14 protein-coding genes and 1 tRNA gene are annotated in these 15,503 nt (G+C 30.4%); 8 read left to right on the top strand and 7 right to left on the bottom strand.

Annotated features, from left to right (window positions below):
- Position 1: 1 nt before the first annotated feature.
- Both ACMHJW_RS07505 and ACMHJW_RS07500 read right to left on the bottom strand, forming a co-directional pair.
- The gene (locus ACMHJW_RS07505) at positions 2-1,126 is read right to left on the bottom strand and encodes a glycosyltransferase (RefSeq protein WP_413532789.1); all 1,125 of its coding nucleotides are present in this window, start codon (positions 1,124-1,126) and stop codon (positions 2-4) included.
- Position 1,127: 1 nt separating this feature from the next.
- Entirely contained in the window at positions 1,128-2,378 is a 1,251-nt protein-coding gene (locus ACMHJW_RS07500) for a lipopolysaccharide biosynthesis protein (RefSeq protein WP_413532788.1), read from the bottom strand.
- A gap of 51 nt (positions 2,379-2,429) precedes the next feature.
- Here ACMHJW_RS07500 and ACMHJW_RS07495 point away from each other — a divergent pair, with 51 nt between their 5' ends.
- The 5 genes from ACMHJW_RS07495 to ACMHJW_RS07475 all read left to right on the top strand — a co-directional run bounded on the left by ACMHJW_RS07495 (position 2,430) and on the right by ACMHJW_RS07475 (position 5,148).
- Positions 2,430-3,125 (top strand): YjjG family noncanonical pyrimidine nucleotidase, encoded by a 696-nt coding sequence (locus ACMHJW_RS07495; RefSeq protein WP_413532787.1) that lies wholly within the window; start codon positions 2,430-2,432, stop codon positions 3,123-3,125.
- 75 nt (positions 3,126-3,200) lie between these two features.
- On the top strand, positions 3,201-3,686 hold the full coding sequence (locus tag ACMHJW_RS07490; RefSeq protein WP_413532786.1) for a lipocalin family protein: 486 nt from the start codon (positions 3,201-3,203) through the stop codon (positions 3,684-3,686).
- Between the two features lie 177 nt (positions 3,687-3,863).
- Entirely contained in the window at positions 3,864-4,316 is a 453-nt protein-coding gene (locus tag ACMHJW_RS07485) for a lipocalin family protein (protein ID WP_413532785.1), read from the top strand.
- Positions 4,317-4,393: 77 nt separating this feature from the next.
- Positions 4,394-4,990: an LURP-one-related family protein gene (locus ACMHJW_RS07480; protein WP_413532784.1), complete on the top strand. Its 597-nt coding sequence runs from the start codon at positions 4,394-4,396 to the stop codon at positions 4,988-4,990.
- An 84-nt stretch (positions 4,991-5,074) separates the two neighbouring features.
- Positions 5,075-5,148, top strand: a tRNA-Arg gene (locus tag ACMHJW_RS07475).
- Between the two features lie 41 nt (positions 5,149-5,189).
- Here the strand turns inward: ACMHJW_RS07475 and ACMHJW_RS07470 are convergent.
- The 3 genes from ACMHJW_RS07470 to hisS form a co-directional block, all read right to left on the bottom strand.
- On the bottom strand, positions 5,190-5,636 hold the full coding sequence (locus ACMHJW_RS07470; protein ID WP_413532783.1) for a hypothetical protein: 447 nt from the start codon (positions 5,634-5,636) through the stop codon (positions 5,190-5,192).
- A 90-nt stretch (positions 5,637-5,726) separates the two neighbouring features.
- Positions 5,727-6,647 (bottom strand): PfkB family carbohydrate kinase, encoded by a 921-nt coding sequence (locus tag ACMHJW_RS07465; RefSeq protein WP_413532782.1) that lies wholly within the window; start codon positions 6,645-6,647, stop codon positions 5,727-5,729.
- Positions 6,648-6,705: 58 nt separating this feature from the next.
- Complete coding sequence (gene hisS, locus ACMHJW_RS07460; protein WP_413532781.1) at positions 6,706-8,079, bottom strand: histidine--tRNA ligase; 1,374 nt, start codon at positions 8,077-8,079, stop codon at positions 6,706-6,708.
- A gap of 305 nt (positions 8,080-8,384) precedes the next feature.
- Here hisS and recF point away from each other — a divergent pair, with 305 nt between their 5' ends.
- From recF to ACMHJW_RS07445, 3 genes are read left to right on the top strand one after another with little or no spacing between them, the layout of a single operon-like run.
- Positions 8,385-9,464 carry a DNA replication/repair protein RecF gene (gene recF, locus ACMHJW_RS07455; RefSeq protein ID WP_413532780.1) on the top strand — a complete coding sequence of 360 codons (1,080 nt, stop codon included), beginning with the start codon at positions 8,385-8,387 and terminating at the stop codon, positions 9,462-9,464.
- On the top strand, positions 9,461-9,763 hold the full coding sequence (locus ACMHJW_RS07450) for a DUF721 domain-containing protein (RefSeq protein WP_413532779.1): 303 nt from the start codon (positions 9,461-9,463) through the stop codon (positions 9,761-9,763). Before recF ends, ACMHJW_RS07450 begins: the two co-directional genes overlap by 4 nt.
- Before the next feature lie 2 nt (positions 9,764-9,765).
- The gene (locus ACMHJW_RS07445; protein WP_413532778.1) at positions 9,766-10,725 is read left to right on the top strand and encodes a YheT family hydrolase; all 960 of its coding nucleotides are present in this window, start codon (positions 9,766-9,768) and stop codon (positions 10,723-10,725) included.
- Positions 10,726-10,794: 69 nt separating this feature from the next.
- On the opposite strand, the gene ACMHJW_RS07440 is transcribed toward ACMHJW_RS07445, so the two are convergent.
- Both ACMHJW_RS07440 and ACMHJW_RS07435 read right to left on the bottom strand, forming a co-directional pair.
- Positions 10,795-12,357 (bottom strand): RagB/SusD family nutrient uptake outer membrane protein, encoded by a 1,563-nt coding sequence (locus ACMHJW_RS07440; protein ID WP_413532777.1) that lies wholly within the window; start codon positions 12,355-12,357, stop codon positions 10,795-10,797.
- Positions 12,358-12,368: 11 nt separating this feature from the next.
- The gene (locus tag ACMHJW_RS07435) at positions 12,369-15,443 is read right to left on the bottom strand and encodes a SusC/RagA family TonB-linked outer membrane protein (protein WP_413532776.1); all 3,075 of its coding nucleotides are present in this window, start codon (positions 15,441-15,443) and stop codon (positions 12,369-12,371) included.
- Between the last annotated feature and the right edge of the window lie 60 nt (positions 15,444-15,503).

Here is a 15,503-nt window from a genome sequence, read left to right as displayed (position 1 = left end):
ACTATAATTTCAAATAAATGTTATTAAACATTTTTGCAATTTCTATTGTTGAGAAATGTTGCTTTGCATATTCATTTAATTCAAAAGCTGATTTAAATTTTTTTCCATTAATTACTTCTTCCATTGCAAGATAAAGTTGAGTTTCATCATTCACTAAAATTCCAAAACCTTCTGGCAAAAACTCTGAAATTCCTCCAACATCTTTTGCTATAACAGGAATTCCGGAAGCAAAAGCTTCTATTTGAACACAAGGTTGATTTTCATAATAACTAAATAAAACAAAACAGTTCATTTCATTCATTTTTTCACAAACTTCAGAATGCTCCAATCTTCCAAATGTTTTTATTATATTTTCTAATTGATGTTCCTCGGTAAATTTAGAAATTAATGAAGCATCACCATTTCCGCCAAAATGAAACTCGAAGGAATATCCCGCTTGACTTAATTTTAGGATCACATTCAGCATTCCTGAAATATTCTTTACTCGATCATCTAAATTGGATAAATGCAAAAATTTCACCTTTGATTCTCTTTCAACTTTTAAAACTTCAAACAATTCTAAATCGATTACATTCGGAATAATTATAAATTCTTTATGTAAAACAAGCTTTTTTATTTCATTCTTTAAATAAATTGAAACAGGCGTTATTATATCTACATTTCGTAAAATATATCGAATTAGTTGTTGTTTATAAAATGCTAATTTTTTGAAATTTTCTGATTGTAAACCCGACCAATGTTCAGTTAAAACAATTGGTTTTTTATATTTTTTTTTTAGAAAAAATGCTACTAATCCTGCGGGATAAACAACATTTAGGTGAATAATATCAAAATTATTAACCAAAGAAACTCCTTTAAGAAAAGCTTGAAATTGTTTGATTAAGTTAAAAGGACGAAAAATAGAAGGTTTAAAATAAACGATAATTTCTCTTAGATTTTGATTAATAGAATCATCTATTTCAAAATTAGATTTTAAATTTTTATCTTTTATTGCATGTACAACTGTCACATCATTTAACATTGAAATTGCACGTAAATGACGCTGAATAAAATCTCCATTATCTAAAAAAATTCTACTTGGAAACCAAGAAGCTAAAGCTAAAATATGTTTTCTCGAATTTTTCACATCAGTTTTTATAACGTTTCAACTCTTTCATCACGAAATAAAGTTGAACTAAATAACCAATTCCTGCAAAGAAAGAATATAGTGATAACGTTAAAAGTATATTTTTATTTAATCCTCCTATTACACAAGTAATACAAGTCATAAAAACCAAATAAATATTGAAGTATAAAGCATAATGATTCTTTTTAATAACAACAACAATTTGTTGAATAGGATTCATCGCAGAACGGCATAAAATCCAAAAAGAAAGTATCCATGTCATGATATGTAAACCGCGCCATTCTGGTCCAAGCATCCATTCAAGAATAAAAATTCCAATAAAATTCATCAATAACAAAAATACAGCAATTGCAGCAACATTATAAAGCACAACTTTTTTAGATAAATCATATAATTGATGCGCTCGATGATCGATCATACCAGCAGATTTCTGAAAAAAGACTTTCGACATCGAATTGGAAAGCAATGTTAATGGAACAACCAACACCTTAGCAGAATTCCCAACAAAAGCAACGTCTTCTTTCATGAAATAAATTGTAATCATTATGGGAAGCAAGTTGTTTGCAATCGAATTTAAGGATTCAGATGGTAAAGTATATTTTATAATTTCTTTATTGTTAAGAATTGTTTTTTTTGCCAATCCAAAATCAATTGAAGTAAACCTTCCTTTTGTAATCGAAAAATAGTAAGCACAAGACAAAACTGTTCCGAAAATTGTTCCATAAATCAAACCTGTTTCTTTGTAGCCCATCCAATAAAAAATAAATTGAAAAAAAACTGAAAACAGAGCATTAATTACAAATCCTGTTGAAATACTTTTGAATAGTTTGTACTTAGAAAATAACGAATTCTGAACATTATTCCAAGCTGTAAACAAACCCGCAATACAACTTAAGAAAACAACAAAAATGGAAGTTTTAAATGAAAATATTTCTTGAAAAACTGCATATCCTAAAAAGAATAAAATTGCAGAAACGCTACTGATTAATAATAATGTTGTAAATAAATTTCGAATAGCTTTAGATGATTTCGAAATCACAAAAATATTTTCTAAGCGAAATGTTGCTAAAATAGAAAGAATCGCCACAAAACTTAGAAACGCATTATAAGTTCCTGATGCTTCAGGTCCGTATATTCTAGCCAAAATAATTCCTCCAGCAAACATGATCGCCTGCGCAATTGTATTACCTGCTAACAAGGACAAAACGCCTCGAGCATTCTTTGTTTTAAATTTTTCTAATTTCGTTTTCAATTGAGATTTTCTTCATTAGCAAATCTACATAAATTCCTTAGCTTTGCAGTTATGAACACAATAAAACACGTTTTTTTCGACCTGGATAACACACTTTGGGATTTCAGAAAAAATGCAAAATTCGCTTTAGAAGAACTTTATATAAAATACGATGTTGAAAATCGTTATGGTTTCACCTTCGAAGAATTTCACCCATTTTATCACGATAGTAATGAAGGGCTTTGGGCTTTAATTCGTGATAAAAAAATTACAAAAGAAGAATTACGAGCACGTCGTTTCAAAGATGCTTTTGATAATTTAGGAATCGATAATAATGCTTTAGCTGATACATTTGAAGATGAATACATGGAAACCATTACAAATTATAACGAAGTAGTGGATGGCGCAATGGAATTATTGGATTATTTGAAACCAAAATACAAATTGCATATTATAACAAATGGTTTTATCGAGGTTTCTAAACGAAAAATAGAAACATCTGAATTAAACGGATATTTTGATACTGTAACTTATGCGGACGAAATCAAAATATTGAAACCAGATCCTCGTATTTTCTCTTTAGCAATGGAAAAATCTGGTGCTAAAAAAGAAGAATCAATTTATATTGGTGACGATTGGATTGCCGATGCTGTTGGCGCAAAATCGTTTGGAATGTCAGCGATCTTTTTTGATCGTTTAGATGATAATTTTTCAATGGATGACGTTCCTACAATTACACATTTAGATGAAGTAAGAAAATTTTTATAAAATAATCGTTTAATAACCGACTATATCTTTTGTTAGTTTTAATTTTCTATAACACAAAATTAAAATTAACATTGAATGAAAAAATTAATCTTACCAAGCATTTTTACTTTCACTCTATTATTTAGTTGTAATAATGATGACAACTCTTCTATCGACCCAATTATTGTCGACCCTAACATTAATGCAAAAAAAATTATAGGAACATGGGGTTATGAGAGTAGTAAAATAAAATATTCTAATGATGGTAAAATCGAGGATGACTTCGATCCTAACCCTCAATGTACAGTTCTTAATAAATACACATTCACAGAAGATAATAAATACAAAACCTTGCAACATTATTATCATAGAGGTGAATGTATGTCGCTCACAGAAGAATATACATATAAAGTTGAAGGAGACAAATTATTTGTCAATTTTGAAATAGAAGATACTATGTATGTTATAGAACTTCATATAGAGGAATTAACAGCAACAGATCTAATTATGTCAAATGAAGGCTACAGGGATTATGATGGAGATGGTAAAAATGAAACTATAATTACCCATTTTAAAAGATAATAATTTTAAGGTTCAGAAAGTCTGAACCTTTTTTTTTGTCTAAAAAAAATTATAACATACAACATTGCTACAATCATACATTTAGATGAAGGATGAAATTCTTTATAAAATATCTACTTTTTTATTGTATATATATTATTGTTTTTTTTCTTTTGCCATCGAAAAAAATCTAAATTTATGAAAAAGTGTATTTTACCAAGCATTTTTGCTTTTGGTCTATTAGTTAGCTGTAACAATGACGACAATTCCTCTATAGACAATGAAAGTATAGTAGGAACTTGGAGTTTTGTTAAATACCAAACTCAATTCTCTAAAGATAATCACATAGAGGACGAAGAAATAGATGCATGTGAAGAAAAAAACACATTGACATTTTCAAAAGATAATAAATATTCTTTAATAACTTATTCCGCTGATAACAGTGGTAAATGTGTTGTTGAAGATAATATTGATAATGTTACATATAAGGTTACAAATAAAACTCTTATTATCGATTGGGGAAATGATGAAATTCATGAAGCAGAAATCGTAAAACTAACGAAAAACGAATTGATTTTAAAATCTGATTACGATGAGGATCTTGATGAAGATGGTAAAAATGAAATTGAATTTTTACATTTAAAAAGATAATAATTTTAAGGTTCAGAATTTCTGAACCTTTTTTTGTCTAAAAAAAATCTATTTTTGATGAAAATTAGGCAAACATTATGAATCTAAACAATTTAAAATTTCCTCTTGATATAAAGTTTCATATCGCAACTTTTTCCAATGATTTTTCTGTAACAGATGCCAACAATCAACCTATTTTTTATGTACGTGAAAAAATTCTTTCATGGCGAGATGTGATTAAAATCTACCGTGATTCTTCTAAAAAAGAAGAACTTTTTCAACTTCGTTCCAATAAAATTATCGATTTTCAACAAACTTTTACCATTACAGATAAAAATGGAAATATTGTGGGAAAAGCAAAACGAAAAACTTTCAAATCTTTTTGGAAAGCAACTTTTCATATTTATGATGCAAACGATAATCACTTATTCACAATCAATGAACGTAGCGGTTTTACTCGTATGATGGATGGAATGGTTGGAGAAATTCCCGTTGTGGGCTTTTTCTCTGGATATGTTTTCAATCCGAAATATGTTTTAACAGATTTACAAGGAAAAGAACTGATGGAAGTTTCAAAAGAACCTTCTTTTTTTGGTCGAAAGTTTAAATTAAATCAATATCAATCGACTGAAAATGATACACTTTTTGTCTTGAGTTTTATGATGATGTTGATAAGTGATAGAGATAGAGGATAATTTTATTCAAAAAATTGTTGCAGATTTAAAAATAGTCCTTATATTTGCAGTCCAAAATAAGAACAAAAGTTTTTAATTGGAAATGGCCGAGTGGCGCAACTGAATAGCGCACTTGATTACGGCTCAAGAGGTTACAGGTTTGAATCCTGTCTCGGTCACAAAAGAAAAAGCTCATCAAATATTGATGAGCTTTTTTTATTTAATTTACTTCCGATTCTTCTAAAGGAATTTCATCCACTTTCTGAAATTTTTTCATCATAAAGAAAATACAGTTCCCAAACCAAGTGAACCAAAAAATATAAAATCCGAAATGAAAAGTCTTTTTTAATAAACGATGTGATGTTTCTGTAAAATCATAATACGTATAAATTAATCCTACAATTCCGATAACAAGAAAAACTAAAGGTAACAGCAAACGTTTGAAACGCTTCGTTGTTTTCTCATTCCAAATCGTTAAAATAACAAAGATAACAGCTTGTATAGCGAATAATAATAACGCTGTTTTCCACCACGATTTTAGAATTGAATATTCATTGTAAATAATGGTAATTCCTACTTTTCCGATGAATGACATTTTCGAAATCATTATTCCTGAAAGTAAAGATGAAAATGCCAAGACAAGAAGATGTATAATTTTGTTTTTCATATCAATTAAATAAATAAAATATACCAAAAATTAAACCATAAAAAAAACCTCGAGGAATTCTCGAGGTTATATTTTGAATCAACTAATTTTTTATAAATTAATTGAGAAATCCATTAATTTTTTGAATGCTTTCAAACGTTCTGCTAAACCATCACGCGTTAAATCACCTAATGATTCAGTACCAAATTTTTCACACGTTACAGACGCTAATACAGATCCGTAAACAATTGCACGTTTCATGTTATCGAAAGAAAAATCGTTTGTTTTTGCTAAGCATCCAGAGAAACCTCCTGCAAATGTATCTCCAGCTCCAGTTGGATCGAAAACATCTTCTAATGGTAAAGCTGGTGCAAAGAAAACTTGTTCTTCTTGGAATAATAAAGCTCCGTGTTCACCTTTTTTGATGATAACAGTTTTTGGTCCGAATGTCATGATTTTTTTAGCCGCTTTCACTAAACTATATTCACCCGACATTTGACGCGCTTCTTCGTCATTAATAGAAATTACATCAACATCATTGATTACATCCATTAACTCGTCCCAAGCACAATCCATCCAAAAGTTCATTGTATCTAATACAACTAAATCTGGGCGTTTATTTAATTGAGTTAAAACTCCTTTTTGTACCAATGGATGTAAGTTTCCTAACATCAAAACTTCTGGAGATTTACGATCTTGTGGAACAACTGGATTGAAAGTTTCTAAAACATTCAATTCTGTTGCTAACGTATCACGTGTGTTCAAATCGTTGTGGTATTTACCTTCCCAAAAGAATGTTTTTCCTTCTTTTACGATTTCTAAACCATCTAAATTAATTCCTTTTGAAATTAATAAATCGATGTATTCTTGTGGAAAATCTCCTCCAACAACTGAAACGATTGCAGTATCCACGCCCAATAAAGAAGACGCCATACCGATATATGTAGCGGCACCACCTAAGATTTTATCTGTTTTCCCGAAAGGAGATTCTAATTTATCAAAGGCAACTGTACCAACTGTTAATAAACTCATTTTATATTCTTGATTAAATAGTTTGCAAATATATTGAATTGATTTGAATTAAGTAATATTAAGACAATGCATTAGCCAAATCAGCAAAAGCGACTTCGGTTTGTTCACCAGAAATCATATCTTTCACCGTCGCTTTTTGCTCTGCAATTTCTTTCTCGCCCAAAAGAATTACTTTCTTAATTCCTTTTTTATCAGCATATCCCATTTGCTTTTTCATTTTTGCATCATCAGGATAAACCTCTGTATTAATTCCACTTTGACGTAATTGTTTCACCAATTTCATTGCCTCAGCAGCTTCTTTCGTTCCGAAATTAATGAACAATGCTTGAATATTTGTTGAATCTTCTAAAGCTGGAAATAAATTATTTTCTTCTAAAACTAAATACGTACGATCTAATCCAAAAGAAATTCCAACTCCAGAAATATCTTTCAATCCAAAAATCCCTGTCAAATCATCGTATCGACCTCCTCCACCAATAGATGAAGAGAATTCTCCGATTTTCGCTTTCACTTCGAAAATAGCTCCTGTATAATAATCTAAACCACGCGCTAAAGTTAAGTTCAACACTAATTCAGCAGATTGTAAACCAATATTTGTTGTATTTTCAAAAACAAATTCTAATTCTTCGATTCCTTTTAATCCAGTTTCCGAAGATTTTAAAATTTCTTTTAATTGAGCAAATTGTGTTTTATAATCTCCATTCATTGAGAATAAAGGTGATAAAATTTCAATCGCAGAATCAGAAATTCCTTTTCCACGCATTTCTTCTTTCACCGCTTCTTCACCAATTTTATCCAATTTATCTAAAGCCACAGTAAAGTCAATCAATTGAGCCGAAATATCAGCTACTTCTGCCAAACCTGATAAAATTTTACGGTTGTTGATATGAATTTCAACTGGTGTTTTTAATTCTGTAAAAACTGAATCATATAATTGTACAAAATCTACTTCTTGCAACAATGAATCTGAACCTACAACATCCGCATCACATTGAAAAAACTCACGGAAACGACCTTTTTGAGGACGATCGGCACGCCAAACTGGTTGAATTTGATAACGTTTGAAAGGAAATGTAATTTCATTTTGATGTTGCACCACATAACGTGCAAAAGGCACAGTTAAATCATAACGTAATGCTTTTTCAGAAATTTGAGCAATTACTTTTTGACTATTTCTATCTGTTAACAATTGCTCATCAACTTTTGCTAAATAATCTCCAGAATTCAAAATCTTGAAAATTAATCGATCTCCTTCTTCTCCGTATTTACCTGTTAAGGTTGATAAATTTTCGAAAGATGGAGTTTCGATTGGAGAAAATCCGAATAACACGAATTGTTTTTTGATCGTGTTGATAATATATTGACGACGATTCACTTCTAAAGGCGAGAAATCTCTTGTCCCTTTTGGAATCGATGGTTTTTGAATTGCCATTTTTCTAAATCTTTCTTTTAAAGATGCAAAAATACATCATTTTGATTTTTAACTCGACATTTTGTTTCAAAATCATTGTTTTAGAAAGAATTTAATTAAAATTCATAAAGTCAACCTGAACTCGTTTCAGGTTCACATCACGTTATTAAAAAATAAATTATGCTGCAGAAAGATTCTGAAACAAGCTCTGAATGATAATTCTATACAAAATTAAAAAGAGGATGAGAAGCTGAAATAAATTCAGCTTGACAATCACTACACAAATCAATCTTATAAATCCTAATTAATATCGTAATTTTGCTTTTATGTATTTGAAAGAACTTAAAGCGCGACAATTCAAGAATTTTGATGAAAATAATTTCGAATTTTCACCAAAAATTAATGCATTTGTAGGACAAAATGGGAAAGGCAAAACCAATGTTTTGGATGCTATTCACTATTTGGCTTTAAGTAAATCATATCTAAATCATTCAGATGCGATGAATATTCAGTTCGATTGTGATTTTTTTACATTAGAAGGTACTTTTGATCGAAATGAATCTGATGATGTCATTTTTTGCTTAGTTCGTTCTGGTCAGCCCAAACAATTAAAACGAAATTCGAAATCATATGACCGAATTTCAGATCATATAGGACAATATCCTTTGGTGATGATTTCGCCTTATGATAGCGATTTAATCAAGGAGGGAAGTGAAGTTCGTCGTAAATTTTTAGACAATATTATTTCGCAATCGAACAAGCAATATTTGGCTGATTTGATGCGATATAATAAAGTATTAACTCAGCGAAATGCGCTTCTAAAATATTTTGTTGCTAATAATACTTTTGATAATTCTTCTCTTGAAATTTATGATGAAGAATTAATTCATCTAGGTAAAAAAATACATGAAATAAGAAAAGAATTTATTCAAACATTTTTGGATGCTTTCTTAAAATATTATAATGAAATTTCGGAAGGACGAGAAAAAGTAAATATCGAATATATTTCTCAATTAAATGATGCGCCTTTTGAAACTGTTCTGAAAGATGCTTTATATAAAGATCGTTCGGCTCAATATTCAACTGCCGGAATTCATAAAGATGATTTATTGTTTACAATTACGAATTATCCAATCAAGAAATTTGGTTCGCAAGGTCAACAAAAATCTTATTTAATTGCACTGAAATTAGCACAATTAGAAGTGATTAAAAATTCATTAAACATTACTCCTTTGTTATTATTGGATGATATTTTTGATAAATTGGATGAACATCGTGTGACGCAATTAATAAAATTGGTAAACGAAGAACGCTTCGGACAAATTTTTATCACCGATACACATCCCGAAAGAACAGAGCAAATAATCAAACAAATAAATTCTGAGAGTAAAGTTTTCCGTTTATGAAAAAGTACGAAAAAAGAAGTAATCAGCAAACGCTAGGACAAGCTTTAGAGCATTTCATTAAACAAAGTGGAAAAGAAGAATTGATTTGGGAAGTGAAAGCAGAAGAAGCTTGGAGAACAGTGATGGGAAAATTTTTTGAAAAATATACTGATCGCATCGAAGTAAGACAACGCACTTTGTATGTAAAAATTAATTCTCCTGCAATGCGTCAAGAATTAATGATGGGAAAATCGAAAATTCTTGCGAATATCAACGAAGAAATAAAAAAGGATTTTTTAATTGATGTCAAAATTTTCTAAAAATGCCTTACATAAAACACTCCAACTATCCAAAACCTAGTTTTCTTAATCGAAACGCACATTATTCCACTATTTATCCTTCCAAATTCAAGCAATATCCTGTTCCGAATTATACACGAGAAAAAATTGCTACTGATGATGGTGATTTTCTAAATCTGGATTGGCGTTTTCAAGAAAATAAGGACAAACTAATTATTCTATTTCATGGTCTTGAAGGTGATTCGAAACGAACTTATTTGAATTCTTGTTCGGATTATTTTTTTGAAAAAGGGTTTAATATTTTAGCTTGGAATCATAGAACTTGTGGCGGAGAAATGAATACAACTTGTCGTTTATATCATCATGGTTCTATTGATGATGTGGATAGAGTTGTAGAAAAAGCAATTGAGGAAGATTACAAACAAATTTATTTGATTGGTTATTCGATGGGAGGAGCTTTAATTTTGAATTATCTTGGAAATTACAAAGTCAATCATCGAATAAAATGTGGTGTTGTTTTTTCAGCACCAATATCTCTAAAATCATGTGCAAATACTTTAAAAGAGTTTCCAAATACAGTTTATTTTAAGAATTTCAAGAAAACTCTTGTTCCAAAATTTAAGGCAAAAGCAAAACAATTTCCTGGCGTTCTAAATGAGGAAATGATTGATAAAATAAAAACTTTTGATGAAGTTGACGAATATTTTACGGCTGCTTTGCATAATTATTCTTCCAAAGAAGATTATTATCATAAAGCTTCTCCCGCAACAGTTTTGGATAATATTACAACTCCTTGTTTAATTGTGAATGCAGCAAATGATCCTTTTTTAGGAAAGGATTGTTATCCTATTGAACGTTTCGAAAAGCATAAATTCTGCACATTTGAAATGCCAAAATATGGTGGACATTGTGGTTTTCCCTTAAAAGATAATAAATATTCTTGGGCAGAGATTAGAGCTTGGGAGTTTATTGAGAAAAAATAATTTTATACGAATAAAAAAACCTCGAAGTTCACTTCGAGGTTTTTAGTTTATAAATATTCTGATTCAATTCTAGTAACCAGGATTTTGTTGAGCTTTTAATGTAGGATTATAATCAGTTTCCATAGCAGGTAAAGGCCAAATAAACTTATTACTTGAATAAGGTATTTGTTTCGTACTATAATTAGGAACTGCTTGTCCATAGCCATATGAAGTAAGTAATGGATTACCATTAGCCATTTTAGCAGGAATACCATCTATTGGAGCTAAATCATCATTTTGCAAACGATGAATATCCCCCCAACGTTTACCTTCCGCAATAAACTCTATTCTACGCTCTTTTATAACTGCTTTTACAAATGAAGCTTTGTCTGTAAAACTAGACAATGAGTAAGCTTGAGATGCTGGATTAGTTAAAGCTCTATTACGCACTTTATTTAACGCATCTAATGCAACTTGAGTAACTCCATTTAATCTAGCTTCTGCTTCTGCCTGCATTAATAAAATTTCAGCAAAACGAATAATTGGTGTAAAATCTGTGAATGTAGAAATATCTCTATACTTATTTGAGAAAATACCTGATGCTGTTTCATAAGCCATATAATCTCCTGTATTATCTACATTATTCGATTTTTTTCTACGCTTATCATCTTCTAACCATTCTTTATCATTCCAAATAATTGGAGATATAGCTCCCAATGCTCTTCCTTTATAAATTGCACCAATAGCACCATTTACACCTGGGTTTACTACTGCAGATTGTCTTATTGAGAAAATAGACTCTGTATTTGTAGCGTTATTTTCAAAAACTCCTGAAGGCGTAGGTGTTAGAGTATAACTAGAAGAAATTTTATTAATTTCATTTAACACACCATTCCAATCTCTTTTATGTAACTTAACACGTGCTTTAAATGCAACGGCAGCATTTTTTGTAGCATAAGTTATATCTCCTGTTTGAGATATTTTAGATTCAGCTTCATCTAAATCTGCTAAAACTTTTTCATAAGTACTCGCAACTGTTGATCTATCAACAGCATAAGCTGCATCTATTGCTGCTTGATTCTCAAGAGCTGTCGTTCTATAAGGCACTCCCATGTTTACTGTAGGGTTATCACTGTAAGGTCTTGAAAACTGCATTAAAAGTTCAAAATGAGTAATAGCTCGTAGAAATTTAGCCTGACCAATATAATTATCAGCTAGAGCTTGAGAAATAATTCCTTTATCAGCAGCTCCTTGAACACCATTAATTACAATGTTACAGCGATTAATTAAACGATACCCGTCCACCCAATAATAAACATTATTTAATGTATTCGTTGCATCATAAGTACCTTCATATGTATATTGAAAAAATGCAGCTGTATTAACCATATCTTCTCCCCTAAAGTCATTTTGCTCAATGTAAGCTGCACCCCAAACATATCCACGTCCCGAACCATTATATAATCCTACTTGAGCGGCATTATACATTCCATTAATTGCATTCGCAATTAGCTCTGGAGTTGTAAATGCAGTATTTTCTGATAAACTTGCAATAGGATCCAAATCTAAAACTTGATCTTCAGTACAACCTGTTGATAATAAAGTTGCTATTGCCGCTGACGCAATTAAATATTTTTTAAAATTTTTTTTCATAACTATTAAAATTAAAACCCAACATTTAAACCTAAAGTAAATATTCTGTTTCTTGGAACACCATAATTATCAATTCCTTCGGTTGAAATCATTTCAGGGTCAATACCTTTGTAATCTGTAATCATCCATAGATTTTGTCCAGAAACAAATAAACGAGCTTTCTTTAAATTTACTTTAGATAATAAATCTTTTGGGAAAGCATACCCAATTTGAACATTATCTAAAAATATAAAATCTCCTTTTTCTACAAATCTAGAGTTTGCTACTGTTTGATTTGCTATAGACCCTCTACTTGCAACAACTTTAGGAGTCCATCCGTCACCTGGATTATCTACAGACTGCCATCTTCCTAGTATTTCAGAAGAGTTATTTTCAAAATCATAACTTAACAATTCTTGACGTGTCTTATTATAAATTTTGTTACCTCCGCTAAAACGAATTAAAAAGTTTAAATCGAAGTTTTTATATTTCATAGTATTTGTAATACCTCCGAAATAAGTAGGAGTTACGTTCCCTAAAATAAATTTATCAGTACTTTCTAATGAAGATCTTTGTCCTAAAGTATTTGGATTACTTGGATCATACCCATAATACGTATTATCATCAATATTTCCTTGGATTAAAGAACCATCTGCTTTAACATAAATTGGGTTTCCATTTGCTTTATTTACACCATAATACTTATAACCGTAAAGAGCATTTATGCTTTCTCCATTTTTAACAATATTATTAGTATATACGATAGGCTCTGGTAAATCTTTTACTTTATTTTTTTGGAAACTTACGTTTGCATTAAAATCCCAAGAGAAATTATCTTTATCAATAATGCTACCTGAAAGACTTAATTCAATTCCTTTATTTAACATTTTACCAGCATTAATATTAATAGAGTTTCCTGGAATCCCAAATGAAGCTGGTAATTGCTTTGATAAAATCATATCTTCTGTTAAATTATGATAGTAATCAAAAGTAAATCTAAAACGATTATTAATAAATGCTAAATCAACTCCCACGTCAAATTTATTAGATGTCTCCCATTTTAAAGAAGAGTTCCCTGCTTGGCTATAAGCAATACCATTAAAATTTCCATAATTCTGTAAACTATATAATCCTTGATATGCGTAATTTCCAAAACCAGTATTACCAGTTTGAGCATAAGATCCTCGTATTTTAAATTCACCTACAGCTCGTTTTAAATTATCCCAGAAATTTTCTTTAGCGATATTCCATCCAACAGAAGCTCCATATAAATTTTGCCATCTTGTATCAGGTGATAACTTTGAAATTCCATCACGACGAATAGATCCTTGAACAAAATATCTATTTGCATAATTATATGTTACACGACCAATGTATGACATAATACCATTTTCACTTTTACTTCCTCCTATAGATTGAGTTCCGAATGCTCCTGTAATAATATTTTGATTAAAAAAATCGGAAGTCATATCACGCCCACTTGCTAAATTATACGAAAAAGTAGTTTTTTGTACTTCATATACAGCAGTTGCACCTAAATTATGAACCCCTCCAAAAGATTTATTATAATTTAATATATTTTGAACATTGTATTGATCAGAGTATATATTATATTGAGACATAATTCCTTTGTAGCTGTATCCATCCCCATGTTTAGGACTCCAAAAAGTTGTCTCTAAATTCGTAGAATTATCGTAACCAAATTGTAATCGATAAGACAATCCGTCTACAATTTTAACATTAATGAAACTATTAGATACAATTCTATTGGCTACAGAGTTATATTTATTTGACGCTAATGAATAAACAATATTAAATGCTTGGAAAGCATGCCCTCGAGTATTCCATGGAGAGAAACCAATATAATTCTGAGGAACTCCATTATTTAAAGCAACGTTATACCCTGTTGGGTTATTTGAATCATATACAGGTACATTAGGCAACTGAGATAAAACATTATTCATTACCCCACCAACCGCAGTTGTTGATTTATTCATTGCAGAAATATCGTTTTTCGTAAACGCTAAATTAGAACCAATTGTTAGCCATTTCGCAACATCTTGTTCTACGTTTGCGCGCACACTATATCTTTGCAAATCATTACCTATAACAGTACCTTCTTGTTGAGAATACCCTAAAGATAAATAATATCTAGCATTTTCTGTACCTCCTGAAATCCCTAAATTATAATCAGATTGAAAAGATGCTTTTCTCAACACCTCTCTTTGCCAATCAGTGTTTATTCCAGAATACTTTGCCCAATAATCTTTAGCAACACCTGCATTTTCAGTTTTCTCCTGACTGATCATCGTGAATTGATCTCCATTAAGTAAATCATAATACTTCATTGGAGTACCAACACCTGTTACAATACCTAAATTAATATCAAAAGCTCCTTTTTTTCCCTTTTTTGTAGTAATCAAGATTACACCATTAGCCGCTCTAGAACCGTAAATTGCTGTAGCTGATCCGTCTTTTAGAACCTCAAAAGATTCAATATCATTTGGATTAATATCAGCTAAAGGGTTAATATCAGTATAACCTCCTGATAAATTTGTCATATTCACAGGAACTCCATCAACTACATATAATGGTGAATTTGAAGTATTAATAGAAGATGTCCCTCTAATTCTAATTCTTGGAGCCTCACCAATAACACCTCCATTTGTGGTTACCTGAACTCCTGAAGCACGACCAGCTAGTTGTTGTTCAAAAGATGGAGTTACTAAATCTTCCATTACATCTCCTTTAATCGTAGAAATAGCTCCAGTTACATCAGATTTTTTCTGAACTCCATATCCCACAACAACAACCTCTCCAAGATCTACATCTTTCGAAACTTCATTAAAATTTAAAGTTCCCAAGTTAGTAGAAGTTACTTTAAATTCTTTTCCATTAATGATAATTGTATCACCAACTTTAGCATCAATGTTAAAATTTCCGTTTTCGTCTGTATACGTAACTTTATCAGTACCTTTTACAGTAACTTCTACGTCAGACTCTGGGAAATTGTTCGCATCGTTAACTACACCTGTTACTTGGGCAAAAGCCATAGTCCCTAATCCTAGGAAAGCTAATAACCCCAAAGATGTTAATCTTCTCCTCATAGTTTAATTTTTTTATAACATTTAAAACAAAACTCTAACTTTTTTTTAAGATTTCCAAAA

It is taken from the genome of Empedobacter brevis (genome assembly GCF_965118635.1).
In the GTDB taxonomy this organism is placed as follows: domain Bacteria; phylum Bacteroidota; class Bacteroidia; order Flavobacteriales; family Weeksellaceae; genus Empedobacter; species Empedobacter brevis_A.
Note: the sequence above shows the minus strand (reverse complement) of the source record. Positions and strands in the feature narration are given on the sequence as shown.